Source organism: Luteimonas viscosa (genome assembly GCF_008244685.1).
In the GTDB taxonomy this organism is placed as follows: Bacteria; Pseudomonadota; Gammaproteobacteria; order Xanthomonadales; family Xanthomonadaceae; genus Luteimonas; species Luteimonas viscosa.
The window spans coordinates 2,180,850-2,202,420 of record NZ_VTFT01000001.1; the positions used below are offsets into that span (position 1 = coordinate 2,180,850).

Consider the following 21,571-nt stretch of genomic DNA (forward strand, 5'->3'; position numbering starts at 1 on the left):
GACGCGGCCACGCTCCACGACACATTAGTTATAGGGACTGAGGCACGAATTATAGCGTTCGCAGGGCCGGATTGGGGCCGGGGACCGCCCTCGGCACGGACCGGTTCGAGCTGCCTTCACGTGGCGGAAGGGCGGCCGCCGGACATGGGCTCCGGGGCGGCAGGCGCAACGTGACCGTGTTCCACGTGGAACACGGCCGGCAGCCAGCCGGCGTCGGCCAGCCCGGGCACCGGATCGGTTCCGGTCACGAAGACCTGGGCGCCGCTGTGTCGCAGCCGCGCAAGAAGGCGTTGCTGATGGGGGCGATCCAGCTCGGAGGCCAGGTCGTCGAGCAGAAACACCGGCCAGTGGCCGCGCCGGTCGGCGAAGTCCTCGGCCTGGGCCAGCAGGCAGGCCAACGCGGTCAGCTTGGCCTGGCCTCGCGACAGGGCCTCGCCGGCCGGCCGCGCGTCGTGCTCGACGCGCCAGTCGGCCCGATGCGGCCCGACGGAGGTGAAGCCCGTGGCGAGATCGCGATCGCGCGCCAGCAGCAGGGCGTCGGCCAGGGAGAGCTGGTCGCGGCGCCAGCCCGAGCGGTAATGGAGACGGCCTTCTCCCAGCTGTGGCAGCAACTCCCGGGTCAGCGTGCCGAAACGCGGCTGCAGGCGCTCGACGTAGGCCCGCCGCTGCAGGTCCAGGCGCTCCGCGGCAGCCGCGAACTCGGCGTCCCAGGCTTCCAGCTGGGCACGCGGCGCGCGCTGCTTCAGCAATGCGTTGCGCTGCTTGAGCGCGCGGGCGTAGCGACGCCAGATGGGCTGGAACGAGGTGTCCTCACCCTGTTCCACGTGGAACAGGCCCCAGTCGAGATAGCGGCGTCGCGCTTCGCCTCCCGCAGTGACAAGCGCATGGCTCCCCGGCTCGAACGTGATCGCGGCCAGCGCGGCGCAGAGGTCGCCCAGCTGCTGCACGCTTTCGCCATCGAGGCGGCCGGTCCAGGCCTGGCCGCTGTGGCGCAATCCGGCCCGGCGCCGGACGCCCCCGGTCTCTTCCCACTCGGCGAACACTTCGAGCGCGTCGGCCCCGGTCCGGATCAGGCCGTCCCTGACGCGGCCACGGAAACTGCGGCCGTAGGCCAGCAGGTGGATGGCCTCGATCACACTGGTCTTGCCGGCACCATTGGGGCCGAGCACGAGGTTCAGGTCCGGCCCCGGGGACAGCTCCAGGGGCAGCAGGTTGCGCACGCCTCCCGCGGTGAGACGGGTCAGGCGCATGAAAGTCCTGGTCTCGGCGGGCACATGCGCATACGGTCCGGCACGCGCTCGGCGGCGAAAAACGACTTCGCCCGGTGTGACCCGGGCGAAGCAGGGGGTTCCACGTGGAACGTCGCCATCATCAGAGGCGCAGCGGCATCACCACGTGACGGCACTTCTCGCTTCCGGCTTCGCGCACCAGGGCCGATGAATTGGCATCGCGCAGCTGCAGCACCACATGCTCGTCGCGGAGCGCGCTGAGGGCATCGAGCAGGTAATTCACGTTGAAGCCCACAGCCAGTCCGTCGACCTTGGTGTCGGCTTCCACCTCTTCCTGCGCTTCCTCCTGCTCGGGGTTGTGGGCGTTGATCCGCACCAGTCCCGGCGACACCTCGAGCCGCACGCCGCGATACTTCTCGTTCGAGAGGATCGCCGCGCGCTGCAGCGAGGCGCGCAGCGCCTCACGGTCGATCCGCACCTCGCGGTCGGCGCCGATCGGGATCACCGCCTCGTAGTCGGGAAAACGGCCGTCGATCAGCTTGCTGGTGAAGGTGACATCGTCGCGCTTGACCCGGATATGGTTGCGACCCATCTCCAGCACCAGGGTGCGGTCACCCCCCTCGAGCAGCCGCTGCAACTCCTGCACGCCCTTGCGCGGGACGATGATCTGGCGCTTGTTGGCCACCGCCTCGTCCAGGCCCGTCTCGCACAGGGCGAGGCGATGGCCGTCGGTGGCGACGCAGCGCAGGCGCTTGTCGGCCAGGTCGAACAGCAGGCCGTTGAGGTAGTAGCGTACGTCCTGCTGCGCCATCGCGAACGCGGTGCGCTCGATCAGCTCCTTCAACGCGGCTTCCGGGACGCTCACGCGCTCGGTGGCCTCGACCTCGTCGACCGAGGGGAAATCGTTCGCCGGCAGGGTCGACAGGGTGAAGCGGCTGCGCCCGGCCTGCACGGTCACCTTGTCGCCGGTCTGCGAGACGGTGACCTTGCTGCCGTCGGGCAGGGCGCGGGCGATGTCGAACAGCTTGCGCGCCGGGATCGTGGTCTCGCCATCCTGGGCATCATCGACCGCGCTGCGCGAGACCATCTCGACCTCGAGGTCGGTGCCGGTCAACGACAGCTGGCCACCGGAGACCTGGGTCAGCAGGTTGGCCAGCACCGGCAGGGTCTGCCGCCGCTCGACGACGTTGACCACCTGGGCAAGCGGTTTCAGGAGGGCTTCGCGTTGCAGGCTGAAACGCATGCGTTGGGTTCCTGTAGCAAGGCTCTTTAATGGAAAGAACTACAAAAGCGGTGGTGCTTGGGGGGCCTGCACAGTGGGCACAAGTGCTTCAACTGTTTGATTTTATTGAACTTTCAAGGTGCCCCGGGGTGTGGGTAAAGTGGCCTGCCCGGTGCAGGCAGGCTGTGGATCATTCCCGACGCCCAGGATTGTCCACAGGTTGTGCGAGTACTGTCCACGGACACCACAACATCTAGTGTAGCGAAGGTTTCGGATCGCGGGGTCGTGCCTTTCGGGCGGCTGGCGGCAGGCGCTTCGGGCCCCTGTCATGCGAGTCCTGCGGAAGGGGTCTGGCGGCATCCGCCGCGCGGACCTTCCAGTCGCGGGATCGCCGCGTGCCTGGCGCTGCGCGCACTCGGCAACCAGGGGCCCAGGGCGCGAACGCCCGGCGCGGATGCACTTGCGCTTGCGTGCCCGCCCGGGATCCGTGCAGTGCCGCAGCCTCGTGGCTCGCCACGAATTGCCGCCGGGCTAGGATCTCGAATCGTGTCGTCGTGCCGGCCCCTGCCACCGGGCGCCTGCCTGCGACGCTTGCGCCTGGTTCGCCCGCGCATCCATCGGGGTTCGCAGTGCGTGCGGGTCGCGAGAGCGCACCGGTCCTGCCGCCGACCCGCCTACTCGCTGAGCTTGCGGATGAGCTTGTCCCAGTCTTCGCGCAACTTGCCGTCGGTCTCCATCAGGTTGCGGATCTGGCGACAGGCGTGCAGCACCGTGGTGTGGTCGCGGCCGGCGAAGGCATCGCCGATCTCGGGCAGGCTGTGTTCGGTCAGTTCCTTGGCCAGCGCCATCGCCATCTGCCGCGGCCGCGCCAGCGAGCGCGTGCGGCGCTTCGACAGCAGGTCCTTGATCTGCAGGCCGTAGTAGTCGGCGACCACCTTCTGGATGTTGGGGATGCCGATCGACTGCTGCTGCGCGCGCAGCAGGTCGCGCAGCGTTTCCTGCGCGAACTCGACGGTGATGGTGCGGCCGGTGAAATTGGCGCGCGCGGCCAGCGAATTGAGCGCGCCCTCCAGGTCGCGCACGTTGCCGTGCATCTTCTTCGCCAGCAGGAACGCCACCTCTTCGGGAACCGCCGTGCCGCGCTCGTGCGCCTTGGCCAGCACGATCGCCGCGCGGGTCTCGAAGTCCGGCGGATCGATCGCCACCGACAGCCCCCACGACAGCCGCGATTTCAGCCGCGGCTCGAGGCCGTCGACTTCGCGCGGATAGCGGTCGCAGGTCATGATGATCTGCTGGCGGCTCTCGAACAGCGCGTTGAAGGTGTGGAAGAACTCCTCCTGGGTGCGGTCCTTGCCGGCGAAGAACTGGATGTCGTCGATCAGCAGCGCATCGACCTGCTGGAACTGGCGCTTGAAGCGATCCGTGGTCTTTTCCTGCAGCGAGCGGAAGAACGCGCTGTAGAACTGCTCCGAACGCAGGTACAGCACGCGCGCGGCCGGGTTGGCCTGGCGCATGGCGTTGCCGGCTGCGAACATCAGGTGGGTCTTGCCCAGGCCGGTGCCGCCGTACAGCAGCAGCGGGTTGTGCGCGCGATCGCCGGGCCGGAGCGCGGCCTGCCAGGCGGCGGCGCGACCGAGCTGGTTGCTGCGGCCCTCGACGAAGTTGTCGAAGGTGTAGTGCGCATCGAGATGCCCGGCGAATGCCTCCATCGGCGCGGCGGCCAGGGCGGGCGCCGCCGGCGCCGCTGTCACGGCGGCGGCGCGCGGCAGCGAACCGATCTCCAGCGCCACGTCGCCGCTGCCGGAGAAGTGCGCGAGCAGTTCGCGGATGCGTCCCAGGTACCGGCTCTGCACCTCGTCGCGCACGAACGCGTTGGGCGCGTACAGCACGGTCCGGCTGTCGTGGCTGCGCGCCTGCAGCGGCCTGAGCCAGGTGTGCACATCCTCGGCCGGCAGTTCGGCTTCCAGGCGTTCGAGGCAGCGGGGCCAGGCATCCATATCGGTCGTGACGGCGAAAACGGGAGCGGCCGGCGCGCGATGCGGGCCGGTCGTCGGGTGGCGAGGGGAGGGCAGACTACCACCCGCACCCGGGGTGCGCACTGGCGGACCGGAGGTTCCGGGCGTGGCGCGGCTTGACCGTTGCGGTACGCGGCCGCTAGAATCTCCGGTTCTTTCCGCCCGCTGCATTGTCGTAGACCCGCCATGGCCACCAAGCGCACCTACCAGCCCAGCAACCTCAAGCGCAAGCGCGACCACGGCTTCCGTGCCCGCATGAAGACCGCCGACGGCCGCAAGATCCTGGCCCGCCGTCGCGCCAAGGGTCGCAAGATCCTGTCGGCCTGAGTCGCGGCGAGCCCGCGCCCCGGCCCCACGTCCGGCCGGAACCCCTCTCGTCCATGATCGATGCCCGCTTCCCGCGATCGGCGCGGGTGCGTGCGCGCGCCGACTTCGACCGCATCTTCCGCGACGGACGCCGCGTCGCGCTGCCCGCGCTCGCCCTGCACTGGCTGGGCGAACCCAACCCCGCGCGCCTGGGCCTGGCCGTCTCGCGCAAGGTCGATCCGCATGCGGTGGGACGCAACCGGATCAAGCGCATCCTGCGCGACCATTTCCGCCACCTGCGTCCCGCGCTCGCGGCGGGCGCCTACGTGATCGTCGCCCGACCGCCGGCCGCAAGCGCCGCGCCGATCGCATTGCGCGAAGCCTTCACCGCGCTGCTGCGACGCGCCGGTGCGTTGCCGCACCCTGCCGCGGGCGGCACAATGCCGGCCGCGGATTCCCGCCCGGCATTCCCGCCTTCCCCTGTTGCGCCGTGCTCCGACGGCGAATGAGCCTGCCTGTCCGATGAACCAGACCCGCACCTTCCTGATCCTCGCCTGGCTGATGGTGGCGGTGCTGCTGTGGATGGAATGGAACAAGGAACAGGCCGCGCCGCCGGTCGAGGCGGTGGGCACGACGGTGCCGGCGCAAACCGCGCAGGGCGCCGGCGCGGTGCCGTCGACGCCCTCCACCCCGGCGGCCGATACCACGACCGCTGGTGCGGTCCCGGCCGCCCCGGCCGTGTCGCAGGCGCCGGGTGCGGTCGAGAGCACTGCCGCGCCGGCCCCGGCCAGCGCCATCGAGGTCGAGACCGACGTATTGCGGCTGCTGGTCGATGGCGGCAGCGTGCTGCGCGCGGAACTGCTGCAGTATCCGCAGAGCCGCGACGAGGACAGCCCGCCGGTGGTGCTGTTCGACAGCCAGCCGGCGCGCTTCTACGCCGCGCAGAGCGGCTGGGTCAGCGCCGGCGGCGCAGCCCCGAACCACCAGCAGGGCTTCGTGCCCGATACCGCCGAACGCTCGCTGGCGCTGGCGCCGGGGCAGGACGAGCTGGTGGTCCCGTTCGTCTGGCGTGGTCCGGACGGGGTGAGCATCCATCGCAGCTATGTGCTGCGTCGCGGTCATTACGCCATCACCGTGCGCGACGAGATCCGCAACACCGGCGCGCAGCCGTGGCAGGGCTTCGCCTACCGCCAGCTGCTGCGCGGCACGCCGGACGTCAAGCGCGGCATGACCAACCCCGAATCCTTCAGCCTCACCGGCGCGACCTGGTACGGCGACGAGCAGGGCTACCTGCGTCGCTGGTTCAGCGATTACGAGGACGGCGCGGTCAATGCCAGCGACAGCAACACCTGGATCGCGTTCGTGCAGCACCACTTCTTCAGCGCATGGCTGCCCGACGGGCCCGGTGGCGCCAGGAACCAGATCCTGCTCGACACCGACGCCGGCAGCGGCGCGCCGCGCTATCTGATCCGGGAGATGGCGGCCACGCCGATGGTGGTCGCGCCCGGCCAGCAGGCCGACAGCGCCGCGCGGCTCTGGGTCGGCCCCAAGCTGGTCGGCCAGATCCAGGCGCAGCAGGTGCCCGGTCTCGACCGCGTGGTCGACTACAGCCGTTTCTCGATCATGGCCTGGCTGGGCGAGGGCCTGTTCTGGGTGCTGGCGAAACTGCACGGCATCTTCGGCAACTGGGGCTGGGCCATCGTCGGCCTGGTGGTGCTGGTGAAGATCCTGCTGTTCCCGCTGGCGACCGCGCAGTACAAGTCGATGGCCAAGATGCGCAGGTTCCAGCCGCGCGTGCAGCAGCTCAAGGAGCGCTACGGCGACGACAAGCAGAAGTTCCAGGTCGCGATGATGGAGCTGTACAAGAAGGAGAAGATCAACCCGGTCGGCGGCTGCCTGCCGGTCCTGCTGCAGATGCCGATCTTCTTCGCGCTGTACTGGGTGCTGCTCGAATCGGTGGAGCTGCGCCACGCGCCGTGGATCGGCTGGATCCAGGACCTGACCGCGCGCGATCCGTGGTTCATCCTGCCGCTGATCAACATCGCGGTGATGTGGGCCACGCAGAAGCTCTCGCCGATGACCGGCATGGATCCGATGCAGCAGCGGATGATGCAGATGATGCCGATCGTGTTCGGCGTGATGATGGTGTTCTTCCCGGCCGGCCTGGTGCTGTACTGGGTCACCAACGGCGGCCTGGGCCTGCTGCAGCAGTGGTACATGCTGAAGAAGTACGCCGATCCCGTGCCGGCCAAGGCCTGACTGGGCCAGAGAAGCGCAAGAAGCCCGCCCCTCCGGCGGGCTTTTCTGGTTCTTCTTCACTGCGGGGACCTCGCCAAGCTGTCGGAGCTCGACCCGGGGTTGTGGCGGGGCCGTTCCGGGCCCGGGATTGCTACCCGGCCCGGTCAGCCCGCCGCGTGCTCTGTTCTCGCGCCAGGCGCCAGGCGTTCACGTGGATGCGTGGCAGTGCCGCCTAAACGGCCGCGCTCGCCCAGGGTTGAGCCGCCGCTCAACCGTCGACCCACATCCTATCGGCCCATCATTGGCGCAGTTTCGATGAAGCGGGCCACCGGGCCATCGCGGTTGCAGAAGCGGTGAGGCGCGTCCTGGTGCCCGGGGATCACGGCAAGCAAAACATGGATGTTTTGCGCGTGAGTCAGGGCAGGATGCCCTGACCGAGCAAAAAGCGATCCCCGGGCGCCAGGACGCGGCGTCCTTCCGAAGACCCGACAGGAATGGTCCAGCGCGGATTACCTCCCCACACCCGGGCGAAGAGCGACCTTTTGCCATGCGTGTTCGCAGTGCGATCGGCGTCGGGTACTGCAGGGCGCTTCCCGGAACGGAGGGCGAACGCGTTACGCTTTTCCCGATTCCCGATTCCCGATTCCCGATTCCCGATTCCCGATTCCCGTGACCGCCAACCCCACCGACACCATCGTTGCGATCGCCACCGCGCCCGGCGCGGGCGGCGTCGGCATCGTGCGGCTGTCGGGCCCGGCCGCGCACGCCATCGCCGCGACGCTGTGCGGTCGCGCGCTGCGTCCGCGGCATGCGCACCACGTCCGCTTCCGCGACGACGATGGTGCGATCCTCGACGACGGCATCGCGCTCGCCTTCGTCGCTCCGGCCAGCTATACCGGCGAGGACGTGGTCGAACTGCAGGCGCACGGCAGCCCGCCCGTGTTGCGGCAGCTGGTCGCGCGCTGCTGCGCGCTGGGCGCGCGGATCGCGCGCCCCGGCGAGTTCAGCGAGCGTGCCTGCCGCAACGGCCGCCTCGACCTCGCCCAGGCCGAAGCGGTCGCCGACCTGATCGCCGCCGGTGACCTGCGCGCCGCACGGGCCGCGAGGCGCTCGCTCGAAGGCGGGTTCTCGGTGCGTGTCGAGGCGCTGGCGGCGACCCTGCTCGCGATCCGGGTACACGCCGAGGCCGCGATCGACTTCGCCGACGAACCGCTCGATACCCTCGGCGGCGAGGCGCTGCGCGCGCAGCTCGCCGATGCGCGCGCGCAGCTCGACGCCCTGCTCGCCGCCGCCGAACGCGGACGCAGGCTGCGTGATGGCCTGCACGCGGTGATCGTCGGCCCGCCGAACGCGGGCAAGAGCTCGCTGCTCAACGCGCTCGCCGGCAGCGATCGCGCGATCGTCACCGAACTCGCCGGCACCACCCGCGACCTGCTGCGCGAAACGCTGCGCATCGATGGCGTCGAGCTGACCCTGGTCGACACCGCCGGCCTGCGCGAGGACGGCGACGCGATCGAGCGCGAGGGCATGCGTCGCGCGCGCGACGAACTGCGACGCGCCGATCTGGCCCTGGTGGTGCTCGACGCGCGCGATCCGGGCGCCGGCCTGCGCGCGCTGGGCACCGACCTCGACGACGTGCCGCAGCGCATCGTCGTGCACAACAAGGCCGACCTGCTGGAGGCGCACGCTGCCGCATCGCCGGAAGACGCCATCCTCGCGTCGGCGCGCACCGGCGCCGGGCTGGATCGGGTGCATGCGTGCCTGCGCGCGGCGGCCGCGGGCGAGGAATCCGGCGAAGGCGCGTTCACCGCGCGCGCGCGCCATGTCGAGGCCCTGGGCCGGGCACGGCAGGCCTGCGCCGACGCCGCGCCCGCGCTCGAGCACGAGCAGCTGGACCTGGCGGCCGAAGCGCTGCGCATCGCCCACGACGCGCTCGGCGAGATCACCGGGCGCACCCAGCCCGACGACCTGCTGGGGCACATCTTCTCGACCTTCTGCATCGGCAAGTAGCGCGATCGTGGCGGGCCTTCGCGTCCCCCACGCACAGGAATTCGCAAACTACGTCACAGTTTCCGGGCGAGACCCCCCTCAGACTTCCCGCCACGGCCCGGCAGGTTGACAAACGCCGCGGGCTGTCGCGTCCTAGAGGCGCACGTGATCCGTCATCACAGGGGAAAATCGATGTTCACCAACACCACCGCGACCGGCCGGAGGGGGCTGCGTCGGCTCTCGATCGGGATTGCGTTCGCCCTGGGCCTGGGCGTGCTGCTCGCGTCCTGCAAACAGGAGGCGCCGAGCACAGACGGTGCCGCGCCACCGGCCGCGACGCCCGCCGATCCCACGCCCGCGACTCAGCAGGCGCCTGCCGAGGCGGTGTCGGCCGAGGTCTCGGCAATGAGCGCCGAGCAGTTGCGCGAGGCCGCGTCCAAGGCCTATCAGGAAAGCCGGCTGTACGCGCCGGGCGGCGACAACGCGATGGAGTACTACCTCGCCCTGCGCGACAAGCAGCCGGCCGACGCCGGCGTGTCGAGCGCGCTGGTCGACCTGTTGCCGATGACCGTGATCGCCACCGAGCAGAGCCGCGACCGGGGCGACTTCGAAGAAGCCCGGCGCCTGCTAGCGCTGATCGAGAAGACCGATTCGGCCTACCCGGCGGTCGAGCGCCTCAAGACCACGATCGCCAGCGCCGAGACCGAAGCCGAGCGTCGCGCCGAGCAGGAACAGCTCACCGCCGAACAGGAAGCGCAGCGCCAGCAGGAACTGGAGCGCGAGCGCCAGGAACAGCAGCGCCTGGCACAGGAGCAGGCCGCGCGCGACCTGGCCGCGCAGCAGCAGGCGAGTCAGGAAGCGGCGCGCCAGGAGGCTGCGCGCCAGGAGGCGGCGCGGCAGGAAGCCGCGCGCCAGGAAGCGGCGCGCCAGGAGGCCGCGCGGCAACAGGCCGCGGCGACCCAGCCGGCGGCCAACCGTCCCGCCGCCACCGCGAGCGACCTGCGCGCGATCAGCACGCCGGCGCCGCGCTATCCGCCCGACGCCCTGCGTTCGGGCACCGGCGGCGAGGTGCAGCTGGAGTTCACCGTCGCCGTCGACGGTTCGGTGAGTGCGGCGCGCGTGGTCCGCGCGACGCCGGCGCGCACCTTCGACCGCGAGGCGCTCAACGCCGTGAGGCGCTGGCGCTTCGAGCCGGTGCCGGCCCCGGTTACCACCCGGCGCACGATCAACTTCAGTCCATCCGACTAGGCGCGTCGCCGCGAAGTAAAAAAAGCCCGGCGCAAGCCGGGCTTTTTCCATGCGGATCGACTCGCCGATCCTCCGGCGGTGCCACGGCACGCGTGGCCTCAGGCCGAGATCGCCAGCTTCTCGCGGTGGTACAGGCGCGCGGCCACCAGCCACAGCGCCAGCCCCAGGCCGAAGCCCGCGGCCAGGTACACCGCCCACTCCTGCGGCGTGATCGCTTCGCTGCGGACCAGCTTGAGGATCATCTGGTTCTGCGCGAGGAACGGCACCGCGAACTGCCACAGCTGGTTCTTGATCGGGTTCACCATCAGCATGATGGTCGGGATGATCGGCAGGAACATCAGCACGCTCATGTAGCTCTGCGCTTCCTTCACCGACTTCACGCTGGCCGCGATCAGCGTCAGCAGGGTGGTGCCGATCAGCACCATCGGCAGCAGCACGAACAGCAGCTGCGCCATCACCGGCAGCGACACGTCGACCAGCTGCATCGGCCCCGGCGCGAGCTGGAAGGCGAACTTCAGCGACAGCACGATCAGCAGCAGCGAGAGCATGCCGAACAGGCAGGCGGCGAGGATCTTGCCGCTCATGATCGCCGCGCGCGGGGCCGGCGTAGCCAGCAGCGGCTCGAGCGACTGGCGCTCGCGTTCGCCGGCAGTGACGTCGATCACCAGCGCCGCGCCACCGAGGAAGCTGAGCAGGATCAGCAGGTAGGGCAGGAACGCCAGCATCATGCCGCGCCGCGCCTCGGGCGTGGCGACGTCGCGCTGGCCGACCTGGAGCGCGAAGCCGGCCTCGGGGCTGACGCCGCGGTTGATGCCCCGCAGCGCGCCGACCGTGCGGCTGTACTCCAGCAGTACGCCGCGCAGGCGGTTGACCGGAATCTGCGAATCCTGGCGCGAGCTGTCGTAGATCAGCTCGACCCTGGCGCTGCGGCTGCCGCGCCATTGCTCGCCGTACTCCGGATCGATCTTCAGCACCACGTCCCAGGCCTGGTCGCGGACTTCCCGGTCCGGATCCTCCGGTGCCGGCTGCGCCTCGATGTTGCGGCCCTTGAGGAACGCGATCAGGTTCGGCGCATGCTCGGCGCCGATCACCGGCAGCTCCAGGGTCGACTCGAGCTGGGTGCGCATCTTCTTCTCGGCCAGCGCGCCCATGCCCAGGATCAGCGCCGGGATCACGATCGGGCCGAGGAACAGTCCCAGCGCCATGGTCTTGCGGTCGCGGAACAGGTCCAGCAGTTCCTTCTTCGCGACGGTCCAGATCGCCTTCATGCGCGTGCTCCCGTGTTCGCTTCGGCTTCGAGGTCGGCAAGGCGCACGAACACGTCCTCGAGATCCGACAGCCCGGTCTGCTCGCGCAGTTCGTCGGGCGAACCGATCGCACGCACCTCGCCGTGGGCGATCACCACGATGCGGTCGCACAGCGCGGCGACCTCCTGCATGATGTGGCTGGAGAAGATCACGCAACGGCCTTCGTCGCGCAGCTCGCGCAGGAAGCCGCGCAGGCCGCGGGTGGTCATCACGTCGAGGCCGTTGGTGGGTTCGTCGAGGATCACGTTGCGCGGGTCGTGCACCAGCGCGCGCGCGATCGCGGTCTTGGTGCGCTGGCCCTGGCTGAAGCCTTCGGTGCGGCGATCGAGGAAATCCTCCATCACCAGGGTCCTGGCCATGTCGGCGGTGCGCCGGGCGATGGTCGCCTCGTCCAGGCCGTGCAGGCGGCCGAAGTAGGCGATGTTCTCGCGCGCGCTCAGGCGCTTGTAGACGCCGCGCGCATCGGGCAGCACGCCCAGGCGCTGGCGCACCGCGGTCGGATCCTTCGCCGCGTCGATGCCGTCGACCTCGATCCGGCCCTGGTCGGGCGCCATCAGGGTGTAGAGCATGCGCAGGGTGGTGGTCTTGCCGGCGCCGTTGGGGCCGAGCAGGCCGGTGATCTCGCCGTCGCGCGCCTCGAAGCCCACGCCCTTCACCGCATGCACGGTGCCGGTCTTGGCCTTGAAGGATTTGTGCAGGTTGTCGAGGAGGATCATATGTACGCCGGGATTGGGGATTGGGGATTCGGGACTGGGAAAAACACATTTCGCGTGCGACTGGGGCGGCTCGTGCGGGAACGGGTCTCCTTTCGAATCCCGAATCCCCAATCCCCAATCCCGGCCGTCATGGCTCCCAGCCGTAGTTGCCTGCGAACGGCGGCTGCGCGCTCAGGCGATCGAGGCATTTGGCGTCGAGCGACTTCGCGTCGGCGGTTTCGACGAACTGCGCGAACAGCTTGGGCATGCAGCCGGTGCCGAGCACGCTGTGGCCCTGGCCGGGCAGCACCAGGTGGCGGCCGTTGGGCAGGGTTTCGACCACCTCGTCCCCGTATCTCGGCGGGGTGACCGGGTCGAGCTCGCCGCTGATCGCGAGCACCGGCACGTCGCCGGACAGCGGCGCGCGGAAATTCTCGCTGCGGCTGCCCTTCGGCCACACCTGGCACTGCTGCTGCATCAGATCCACCAGCAGGTTGCCGAGCACGGTGTCGGCATCGGCCGTGTCGCTGCGGAATTCCGCGGCGTCCTCGCTGCAGCTCACCGACAGGCTCATCCCCATGGCGATCGAATCGCCCATCTCCGAGGCCAGCATGCGCGACTGAGCGAGCAGGCTCTCGTAGCGCTGCTGCGAGGCCTCGTGCAGCAGCAGCGGCAATGTGGCCGCCATCGAGGGCTGGTAGGCGTACATGCGCAGCAGACCCACGAGGTGGCCGAACCGCGGCACTTCCTCGCGCCATTCGCCCGACACCGGGTCGCGGTAGCGCACCGGCGCGATACCGCCGGCCTGCAGCCGTTCGCGCACCAGGGTCAGTTGCTGGCGCGGATCGCCGAGATTGGTCAGGCAGGCCTCGTTGGCGCGGCAGCGCTGGAACTGCGCGTCGAGCGCGTCCTCGAGATTGCGGGCGTGGTCCTGCCCGAGCACCAGCGAGTTCGGGGCCACCGAGTCGAGCACCAGGCTGCGGGTGTGCTGCGGGTAGGCCGCGGCGTACTGCTGCGCGACCCTGGTGCCGTAGGACACGCCGACCAGGTTCACGCGCTCGACGCCGATCTTGCCGCGCACCAGGTCGAGGTCGCGGATGTGGTCGCCGGTGGTGTAGTAGCGCAGGTCGGCGGTCTTCTGCAGTTCGTCGCGGCAGGCCTCGGTGACACGCGCCACCGCCTCGGGCGTTTCGTTCGCAGGATCCGCCAGCGTCTCCTCGTCCATGAAGCCGGGGCAGAGCAGCGGATTGGACCCGCCGGTGCCGCGCGCATCCACCAGCAGCACGTGGCGGTTGCGGCGCACGTCGGAGAACGCGTTCGCCACCATCGGGAAACTCTCGATCGCCGATTGCCCCGGGCCGCCGGCGATCATGTAGATCGGGTCGGCCTCGGCCATGCCCTTGGCCGGCAGCAGTGCGATCGCGAGTTCGATCTGGCGGCCATCGGGCGCGTCGTGATTCTCGGGCACGGGAAGGGTCGCGCACTGCGCTTCGACCGAACTCCCGCCCGGCGCGGCCAGGGCGCAGGGCTCGAAGGCGATCGCGCCGTAGTGCAGCTTGCCCTGCGCGTCCGCGCGCGGACCGGCCTGCTGGCGGGTGCCGCCATCGCACCCGGCGAGCAGCAGCGCACCGGCGAGCAGGGAGAGGGAAAACGGCGCGGGCTTCATGCGGATGCCTCCGGAAGGAAAATCGATTCGATGCTGGCGTCGAACACGGCGGCGATCCGGAACGCCAGCGGCAGGCTCGGATCATACTTGCCGGTCTCGATCGCGTTGACCGTTTGCCTCGATACCTCGAGACGCTCGGCGAGCTGCGCTTGTGACCAGCCGCGCGCCTCGCGCAATTCGCGGACCCGGCTCCTCACTCGTAGCGCCGCGTCAGGGCAACGCGGATCAGCGAGTAGGCGACGGCCAGCACCGGGAACGCCCAGAGTGCGGCATGCCCTGCGATCTGCAGCATGCCGGCCGCGTGCAGGATGCCCGCAGCCGCGGCCAGGAGGCAGAGCAGTCCGGCCGCCAACGAGACGGAAACGAGTTCGACCCGCTGCTGCAATTCGTCCAGCATGCGCACGTAGCGGACGAAGGCGATGCAGGCCCAGAGCACCAGCAGGATGGGAGCGCATGCGATGGCGATGCGCATCGCACCCGCGGGCGTCTGCGCCAGCACCGCCGGCCAGCGATCCACGGTCCACATGTACAGCGCCAGCGGCGGCACGCCTTCCAGCAGGATGCGCCATACCTTCTCGCGCGGGTAGATGTCGAGCAGGCTCGGCGCCCACCACAGCATCAGGGCGGTGGCCAGGCCGCCGGCGCTGATCGCCAGCACGAGCTTGAGGACGGGATCGGCGCGATCGATCCCGGGCCACGGCAGCAGTGCCAGCAAGAGCAACAAGCCGCTCACCGCCGCAAGCAGGGCATACAACCGGCGTTTGCGGGTGAGCAGGCTGGGCACGGGCATGTCGTCAAGCTCCCCTGGTGGCCGCAGCAGCGGGGGTCGACGGGCCGCCCGAGGGGCATGCGGGAGTGATCATCGGGAGGATGTGTGTCAAGGACGCTTGACAACAGGGTGTCGGTTCCCCTTTCCGAAGTCAAGCATCCTTGACAATCCTGTTAGCGGTCGCCGGCGCCGCCCGTGCGCCGCCCCAGTTCCTCGAGATATTCGCCCAGCAGCTGCGCCGTCACCGGATCCGCTGCGCGGTCCAGCGAGCCGTGTGCGGCCACGATTGCGTCGCCGGCATCGGGCGCGCCGGTCTGCACGGCCAGTTCCGCATCCAGCCATGCGCGCATCGGCGCCAGGTCGGTGACGCCGCCCTCGCAGAGCGGTCGCCAAGCCGCCAGCAGCGCCGCATTGCGCAGGTTGCGGGCGACATGGCCGGCCAGCGCGATGGCGAGATGGGGCCGGAACGCTTCGGGCAGCGTGTTGAACTTGGCGGTCACCCGCTGCGCGGCAGCGGCCGCGGCGACGTCGTCACCGCGATCCATCGCCCAAGAAAGCCGCAGGATGTCGCCGTTGACGGCAAGCATGGGCGAAGCGGATGCCGGCAACGGCCCGGGCACCAGTTCCCCGGGCCAGTCCCGCGGCCGCACGCCGGCCATGTTCAAGGCCAGCAACTGGGCGATACGCTGTTGCAGCGCGGCGTCCGGCGAACGCCGCAACAGGTCGAGCAGGCCGCGGCCGTCCGAGCGCCAGCCCTGGCTGCGGAATGGCGCCAGGTTCGCCAGGCCCAGCAACAACGCGCTGCCCGCCGTCCCAAGCAGGAACGACGCGAGCACGCGACCCTCGCCCGCCAGCGGCAGCAACGCGAGTGCGAACGCGGCGGTCGCCAGGTTCGCCAGTGGACCACCCAGCAGGTAGAGCGCCTGGTCGGTCCGCGACAGCCCGCGATCGCCGACCGGCAGCAGGGCCGCAAATCCGCTGATGCCCGCGACGCGGGACCCGTGACGGAACCGCCAGCCGGATCCGCCGCGATCCCAGCGCAGCGGGCCGATGCCGAACGCGATCGGCCGCATCCCGCGCGCAAGGCCGCACAGCGCGTGACCGGCTTCGTGCAGCACGATGTGCGGCCAGGCCATCAGCACGGCGAAGGCCAGCACCCACCCCCACGACACCGCCGGAAGCGCATTCCCGAAAGGCAGGCCCGCCCGAGCCACGCCCCAACCCGCGATTCCGCCGACGAACGCAGACAGCAGGAAGAACATCACGCACTTCAGCAGCGCCTTGCCCCGAGGCGGTGGCGGTGGCGCGGCAGGCGGATGGAACGCCGCGAGATCGGGGGCGACGTCGTCGCGGTCGACGTTCATTTGCTGCGGACCGGGCTGCCGCGTCGCAAGCGTGAACCGCGAGCGCTGCGCGGAGGCGGGACGATGCGGGCCACCTGCCTACTTGCTGCTGACGTACTTTTCGCGACGAATCTGCGGCACCGCCAGACCCGCCTCCTTGAGCGCCTCGAAACAGGCGTCGACCATGTTCGGGTTGCCGCACAGGTAGGCGACGTCGCCGGCGGGGTCGGGTGCGAATTCGGCCAGGAACTGCTGCACGTAGCCGTGGCGCACGTCGGCGTGCGCGTGCGCCGAGCCGGGCGCGGGCAGCTCGCGCGAGAAGCACGGCACGAAGCGGAAGCCCGGGTGCGCTTCGGCGAACGCGCGGAACTCGTCGCCGTACAGCAGTTCGGCCGGAGTGCGTGCGCCGAACAGCAGCACCACCTCGGCGCCGCGCGTCGCGATCGCCTGCGCCAGCAGCGGCAGCATCGAGCGGTACGGGGTGACGCCGGTGCCGGTGCCGATCAGCAGGTAGCGCCGGTTGACGTCGGCCGGCATCAGGCAGAAGCGGCCGAACGGCCCGCTCGCCTGCACCGTGCCGCCTTCGTCGAGCCCCTCGAACAGCGCCGTCGCCGCGCCGCCGGGCACGTAGCTGACCGCAATCTCCACCGCATCGCCGGGCGCGAGCGCGTGGTCGTGGATCGTCGCCAGCGAATACGAGCGCTTGGTCGCGGTGCCGTCGGCGTATTGGAAGTGCACCTGGATGAACTGCCCGGGGACGAAATCCAGCGGCTGGCCGTCGTCGCGGGTGAAAGTCAGGTGCGCGACCGACGGCGCGAGCATGCGCCTGCCGACGAGCTTGAGCGGAAACTGGACGATGGCCAAGACCGGAATGGGACGCTCTGGCCCGGGAGCGGGCCGATGGGGCGCCTATACTAGCGGTTCGCCGCGAAACGCGGCCGAGGCCCACGCGATGATCCCTGCTTCCGACACGGTTCCGGGCGCCCCCGCGCTGCGGATCCGCGACCTCCGAAAGACCTACGACAACGGCGTCCAGGCGCTCAAGGGCGTGTCGCTCGACGTGCTGCCGGGCGATTTCTACGCCCTGCTCGGCCCCAACGGCGCCGGCAAGAGCACGCTGATCGGCATCGTCTCGTCGCTGGTCAACAAGACCGCCGGCGAGGTGTCGCTGTTCGGCGTCGACCTGCACGCGCAGCGCGCCGCGGCGATGCGGCTGATGGGCCTGGTGCCGCAGGAGCTGAACTTCAACTTCTTCGAGAAGCCGCTCGACATCCTGGTCAACTACGCGGGCTTCTACGGCATCCCGCGCGGCGAAGCGCTGGTGCGCGCCGAGGAGGAGCTCAAGCGCGCGTTGCTGTGGGACAAGGCGCGGACCATGGCGCGCACGCTCTCGGGCGGCATGAAGCGGCGGCTGATGATCGCCCGCGCGATGATGACGCGCCCGCGCCTGTTGATCCTCGACGAACCCACCGCCGGCGTCGACATCGAGATCCGCCGCGGCATGTGGCAGACGCTCAAGGAGATCAACGCCGCCGGCACCACGATCATCCTCACCACCCACTACCTCGAGGAAGCCGAAAGCCTGTGTCGCAACCTGGCGATCATCGACCACGGCGTGATCGTCGAACAGGGGCCGATGCGCGCATTGCTGGCGAAACTCGATGTCGAAGGCTTCCTGTTCGACATCGACGGCGAGCTGCCGCGGGAACTGCCGCAGATCGAAGGCGCGACCCTGCACGCGACAGACGACCACACGCTCGACCTCGACATGCCGCGGGCGATGGATCTCAACCGCGTGTTCGCCGCATTCGAGGCCGCCGGCATCCGCGTGCGGTCGATGCGCACCAAGTCGAACCGGCTGGAGGAACTGTTCGTGCGCCTGACCGGCAACCACGCGCAGCAGGCGGCGTGACAGACCAGCGCTCCGCAACCCACGCAACCCGAACGTACCTCCTCCCGACCTCCCCGCGCCGCGCGTGGGGCGGGGCCATGAAAGCGAAGGCATGAACACGATCTCCACCACACCGCCCACCATCGCGCGCAGCAACTGGATCGCGCTGCTGACCATCATGCGCCGCGAGGTGATGCGCATCCTGCGCATCTGGGGCCAGACCCTGGTGCCGCCGGCGATCACGATGACCCTGTACTTCCTGATCTTCGGCGGCCTGATCGGCTCGCGCATCGGCGACATGGGCGGCTTCAGCTACATGGAGTTCATCGTCCCCGGGCTGGTGATGATGAGCGTGATCCAGAACAGCTACGGCAACATCTCCTCGAGCTTCTTCGGTGCCAAGTTCGGGCGCCACGTCGAGGAGCTGCTGGTCAGCCCGATGCCGGGCTGGGTGATCCTGGGCGGCTACGTCGCCGGCGCGGTGCTGCGCGGGCTGATGGTCGGCGTGATCGTGCTGGCGATCGCGATGTGCTTCACCCGGGTGCAGATCCCGCACCCGCTGGTCACGCTGGCGACGGTGCTGCTGGGCGCGACCATCTTCTCGCTCGCGGGCTTCGTCAACGCGGTATACGCGAAGAAGTTCGACGACGTCGCGATCGTGCCGACCTTCATCCTCACCCCGCTCACGTACCTGGGCGGCGTGTTCTATTCGGTGAAACTGCTGCCGCAATGGGCCGAGACCGCGACCCACTTCAACCCGGTGTTCTACATGGTCAACGCCTTCCGCTACGGCCTGCTCGGGGTGAGCGACGTGCCGGTGTGGATCGCGTTCGCGCTGATGCTGTTCTTCGTCGCCACGCTCGGCACGCTCGGCCTGTGGCTGCTGCACAAGGGCGTCGGGCTGCGCAGCTGATGCGCATACTGGTGCTCGGCGCCGGTGGCACCGGCGGCTACTTCGGCGGACGCCTGGCGCAGTGCGGGGCGGACGTGACGTTCCTGGTGCGCCCTGCGCGCGCCACGGCGCTGCAACGCGACGGCCTGCGCATCCGCAGCCCGCTTGGCGATGCCGACGTCGCCGTGCGCACGCTCACCGCCGACACGCTGGCCGATGCCGCCGCGCGCGCGCCGTTCGACCTCGTACTGCTCGCCTGCAAGGCCTACGACCTGGAGCCCGCGATCGACGCGGTGGCGCCGGCGATGGCCGCGACCACCACCCTGCTGCCGATCCTCAACGGCCTGCTGCACTACGACGCGCTCGATGCGCGCTTCGGCCGCGGGCGCGTGCTCGGCGGACTGTGCTTCATCAGCGCCACGCTCGCCGACGATGGCGCGATCGCGCACCTGGGCCGCCCGGCCTCGATCACCTTCGGCGAACGCGAGGGCGGCGGCAGCACGCGCGTGGCCGGCTTCGCGGCGCTGTGCGCACGGGCCGGCATCGACCACCGGGCGAGCGGCGACATCGCGCAGGAGCAGTGGAACAAGTTCAGCTTCCTCGCCGCGCTCGCCGCCGGCACCTGCCTGATGCGCGCCAGCGTGGGCGACATCGTCGCGGCCGATGGCGGTGCGGCCTTCATGGCCGCGCTGCACGACGAATGCCTGGCTGTCGCCTCCGCCGAAGGGCGGCCGGTGCCGGACGGGGCGCGAGGCATCGCGCGCGCCAGCCTGCTCGAAGGCGCATCCGACGTGAAGGCCTCGATGCTGCGCGACCTCGAAGCCGGCCGCCGGGTGGAGGCGGCGCACATCGTCGGCGACATGCTGCATCGCGCACTGGCCCACGGGATCGATGCGCCGCGCCTGCAGGCGGCGTGGGTGCACCTGCAGGCTTACGAAGGGCAGCGCGCAGGCGCCTGAGCAAGGCCATCGTTGTGTGCACTGCGCGTGCCGGCGCCTCCCCGACATAACGCACCAGTCCATGTCCGCGGCACGCGCTGCCGGTTTGAGGCGCAGCCTTGCAGGGTGCGCCGGAGCCCGACCTCGGCGCCACGAGGGTCGTGTAACCTCCGCGATCCAGTCCAGAGGGAGCAGCAGATGCGGAAGGAAACACTGGTGGCGTGCGCGCTGGCGATGGCCTTGTCCGGATGCGGCGGACCGCCAGCGTCCGACGTGGCGGATCCTGCCGCCGACGCGAATGGCGTGGTCGCAGCATCGGCAACGGAAGAGACCGAAGCCGAAGCAGGTGCCAACGCCGGCGACACCGCAGGGGACGTCGAGGCCACAACCGCATCTGCCAACAGCGTGCTGGATCGGGACGGCAATCCGGTCCCCCTGGTCGCGTTCGACATCGACAGCGTGCCGGTCAGCAGCGCGGCCTTGGGTGAGCTGCCCTTCTTCTCGATGCCCGCGGGCTACGGACCGCAGAACCGCCCGCACGTACGCGCGTACGCGCGCTTCCCTTTCCGGATCGGCGAAGGTCTGCACTGGGTCGAGGGCGCCAGCTGGAACGCCAGGATCACGGTCGATGACGACCAAGGCCGCGACAAGGAATTCTCTGCCCGCGAACTGCGGCGCAACCTGGAATCGGTGCTGGCGCAGGCCGGTGCGCAGCCCGTGTTCGAGGGTCCGCTCAACCGCAACGCCTACTACGGCGCCGCGCTCGAGCAGGAGATCGGCGGTGGATTCATCGAGGGCGTCAACATGGACCACGACGCGCCGACCAGCGTGCACGTCATCCGCCAGGCCGACCGCAATATCTGGGTGCAGCTCACCACCACCAGCAACGAGGCCGGCCTGGTCATCGTCGAGGAGCGGCCGTTCGTGGCCACCGCGCGCTGGACGGATGAGTTCCCGTATCTGTCCACGCCCGCGGGTTACGACGAGGGCAATCGGCCCAAGCAGCGCGACTTCGACATGTATCCGTTCTGGACCGGCAGCGACTTCGAGGAAGTCGAGGGTCGCACCTGGGCCGGCCAGGTCTCCTCGCGCGGGCGGACCCACTCGATGCACGAGGTCAGGCGCAACCTCGAGGCGATGATGGCCGAGGTCGGCGGCACCCTGGTGTTCGAAGGACGCATCCCGAAGGAGCCCTCGGAGCGCTACGACTTCGACCTCAAGAGCCCCTACAGCGACGGCACCGGATTCAGCTGGCACGACTACGACTCGCGGGTGTACCGCGTCGACCTGCCGACCGGTCGCCAGGTCTGGGTGCATGCCAGGCTCGAGTACAACAGCGCCGGCTGGGTGGTGGTGGAGCGCGAAGGCTTCGTGCAGACCGCCGCGATGCTGCCGGCCGATGCGCTGAAGCGGCAGCTCGACGCCGACGGGCGGGTGGCGATCCAGGTCAACTTCGCCACCGACGAGGCCGACATCCTGCCGGAGTCGCAGCCGCAGATCGACCAGGTGCTGGCGCTGCTGCAGGCCGATCCGGCGCTGGCGCTGTCGGTGGAGGGACACACCGACGACACCGGCACCGTGCAGCGCAACCGCAGCCTCTCCGAAGCCCGAGCGGCCGCGGTGGTGGCCGCGCTCACCGGCCGGGGCATCGAGGCCTCGCGCCTGTCCGCGGCCGGCTTCGGCCAGGACCGGCCGGTGGCCGACAACGCCACCGACGAAGGCAAGGCGAAGAACCGGCGGGTGGAACTGGTGAGGAAGCCCTAGGCGCCGCTGACTGCCACCCGCCATGGCGGGTGGCGTGTCATGCGCGGCGGCGCCGGAAG

19 protein-coding genes are annotated in these 21,571 nt (G+C 70.0%); 9 read left to right on the plus strand and 10 right to left on the minus strand.

The window, feature by feature from the left end:
- Positions 1-116: 116 nt before the first annotated feature.
- The 3 genes from recF to dnaA form a co-directional block, all read right to left on the minus strand.
- Positions 117-1,250, minus strand: a complete 1,134-nt coding sequence (gene recF / locus FZO89_RS09640) for a DNA replication/repair protein RecF (protein WP_149103048.1) — start codon at positions 1,248-1,250, stop codon at positions 117-119.
- Between the two features lie 121 nt (positions 1,251-1,371).
- A complete protein-coding gene (dnaN, locus tag FZO89_RS09645) occupies positions 1,372-2,472 on the minus strand; it encodes a DNA polymerase III subunit beta (RefSeq protein ID WP_149103049.1) in 1,101 nt (366 codons plus the stop codon).
- A gap of 653 nt (positions 2,473-3,125) precedes the next feature.
- Positions 3,126-4,448, minus strand: coding sequence for a chromosomal replication initiator protein DnaA (gene dnaA / locus FZO89_RS09650; RefSeq protein ID WP_149103050.1), 1,323 nt, complete (start codon positions 4,446-4,448; stop codon positions 3,126-3,128).
- A gap of 204 nt (positions 4,449-4,652) precedes the next feature.
- Between dnaA and rpmH the strand changes: the two genes are divergently transcribed.
- From rpmH to FZO89_RS09675, 5 genes are all read left to right on the plus strand, one after another.
- Positions 4,653-4,793 (plus strand): 50S ribosomal protein L34, encoded by a 141-nt coding sequence (gene rpmH, locus FZO89_RS09655; RefSeq protein WP_149103051.1) that lies wholly within the window; start codon positions 4,653-4,655, stop codon positions 4,791-4,793.
- A gap of 53 nt (positions 4,794-4,846) precedes the next feature.
- Positions 4,847-5,281 (plus strand): ribonuclease P protein component, encoded by a 435-nt coding sequence (gene rnpA / locus FZO89_RS09660; RefSeq protein ID WP_149103052.1) that lies wholly within the window; start codon positions 4,847-4,849, stop codon positions 5,279-5,281.
- Between the two features lie 13 nt (positions 5,282-5,294).
- Positions 5,295-7,031, plus strand: coding sequence for a membrane protein insertase YidC (yidC, locus tag FZO89_RS09665; RefSeq protein WP_149103053.1), 1,737 nt, complete (start codon positions 5,295-5,297; stop codon positions 7,029-7,031).
- 648 nt (positions 7,032-7,679) lie between these two features.
- Positions 7,680-9,020, plus strand: a complete 1,341-nt coding sequence (gene mnmE, locus FZO89_RS09670) for a tRNA uridine-5-carboxymethylaminomethyl(34) synthesis GTPase MnmE (RefSeq protein WP_149103054.1) — start codon at positions 7,680-7,682, stop codon at positions 9,018-9,020.
- Positions 9,021-9,191: 171 nt separating this feature from the next.
- A complete protein-coding gene (locus tag FZO89_RS09675) occupies positions 9,192-10,247 on the plus strand; it encodes a TonB family protein (RefSeq protein WP_149103055.1) in 1,056 nt (351 codons plus the stop codon).
- A 98-nt stretch (positions 10,248-10,345) separates the two neighbouring features.
- On the opposite strand, the gene FZO89_RS09680 is transcribed toward FZO89_RS09675, so the two are convergent.
- The 7 genes from FZO89_RS09680 to FZO89_RS09710 all read right to left on the minus strand — a co-directional run bounded on the left by FZO89_RS09680 (position 10,346) and on the right by FZO89_RS09710 (position 16,891).
- On the minus strand, positions 10,346-11,515 hold the full coding sequence (locus FZO89_RS09680; RefSeq protein WP_149103056.1) for an ABC transporter permease: 1,170 nt from the start codon (positions 11,513-11,515) through the stop codon (positions 10,346-10,348).
- A complete protein-coding gene (locus FZO89_RS09685; RefSeq protein ID WP_149103057.1) occupies positions 11,512-12,270 on the minus strand; it encodes an ABC transporter ATP-binding protein in 759 nt (252 codons plus the stop codon). The genes FZO89_RS09680 and FZO89_RS09685 overlap by 4 nt, the downstream gene beginning before the upstream one ends.
- Before the next feature lie 127 nt (positions 12,271-12,397).
- Positions 12,398-13,915, minus strand: coding sequence for an alpha/beta fold hydrolase (locus tag FZO89_RS09690; RefSeq protein WP_149103058.1), 1,518 nt, complete (start codon positions 13,913-13,915; stop codon positions 12,398-12,400).
- A complete protein-coding gene (locus FZO89_RS09695) occupies positions 13,912-14,112 on the minus strand; it encodes a helix-turn-helix transcriptional regulator (protein WP_149103059.1) in 201 nt (66 codons plus the stop codon). Before FZO89_RS09695 ends, FZO89_RS09690 begins: the two co-directional genes overlap by 4 nt.
- Positions 14,109-14,705: a hypothetical protein gene (locus FZO89_RS09700; protein ID WP_149103060.1), complete on the minus strand. Its 597-nt coding sequence runs from the start codon at positions 14,703-14,705 to the stop codon at positions 14,109-14,111. The genes FZO89_RS09695 and FZO89_RS09700 overlap by 4 nt, the downstream gene beginning before the upstream one ends.
- A 152-nt stretch (positions 14,706-14,857) precedes the next feature.
- On the minus strand, positions 14,858-16,048 hold the full coding sequence (locus tag FZO89_RS09705) for a hypothetical protein (RefSeq protein ID WP_149103061.1): 1,191 nt from the start codon (positions 16,046-16,048) through the stop codon (positions 14,858-14,860).
- A gap of 78 nt (positions 16,049-16,126) precedes the next feature.
- Positions 16,127-16,891, minus strand: coding sequence for a ferredoxin--NADP reductase (locus FZO89_RS09710; protein WP_262378596.1), 765 nt, complete (start codon positions 16,889-16,891; stop codon positions 16,127-16,129).
- A gap of 88 nt (positions 16,892-16,979) precedes the next feature.
- On the opposite strand from FZO89_RS09710, the gene FZO89_RS09715 reads away from it, so the two are divergent.
- The 4 genes from FZO89_RS09715 (at position 16,980) to FZO89_RS09730 (ending at position 21,512) form a co-directional block, all read left to right on the plus strand.
- Positions 16,980-17,939, plus strand: a complete 960-nt coding sequence (locus FZO89_RS09715) for an ABC transporter ATP-binding protein (protein ID WP_149103063.1) — start codon at positions 16,980-16,982, stop codon at positions 17,937-17,939.
- A gap of 91 nt (positions 17,940-18,030) precedes the next feature.
- Positions 18,031-18,831 carry an ABC transporter permease gene (locus tag FZO89_RS09720; protein WP_149103064.1) on the plus strand — a complete coding sequence of 267 codons (801 nt, stop codon included), beginning with the start codon at positions 18,031-18,033 and terminating at the stop codon, positions 18,829-18,831.
- A complete protein-coding gene (gene panE / locus FZO89_RS09725; protein ID WP_149103065.1) occupies positions 18,831-19,769 on the plus strand; it encodes a 2-dehydropantoate 2-reductase in 939 nt (312 codons plus the stop codon). The genes FZO89_RS09720 and panE overlap by 1 nt, the downstream gene beginning before the upstream one ends.
- A 177-nt stretch (positions 19,770-19,946) precedes the next feature.
- Positions 19,947-21,512, plus strand: a complete 1,566-nt coding sequence (locus FZO89_RS09730) for an OmpA family protein (protein ID WP_149103066.1) — start codon at positions 19,947-19,949, stop codon at positions 21,510-21,512.
- Positions 21,513-21,571: the final 59 nt, after the last annotated feature.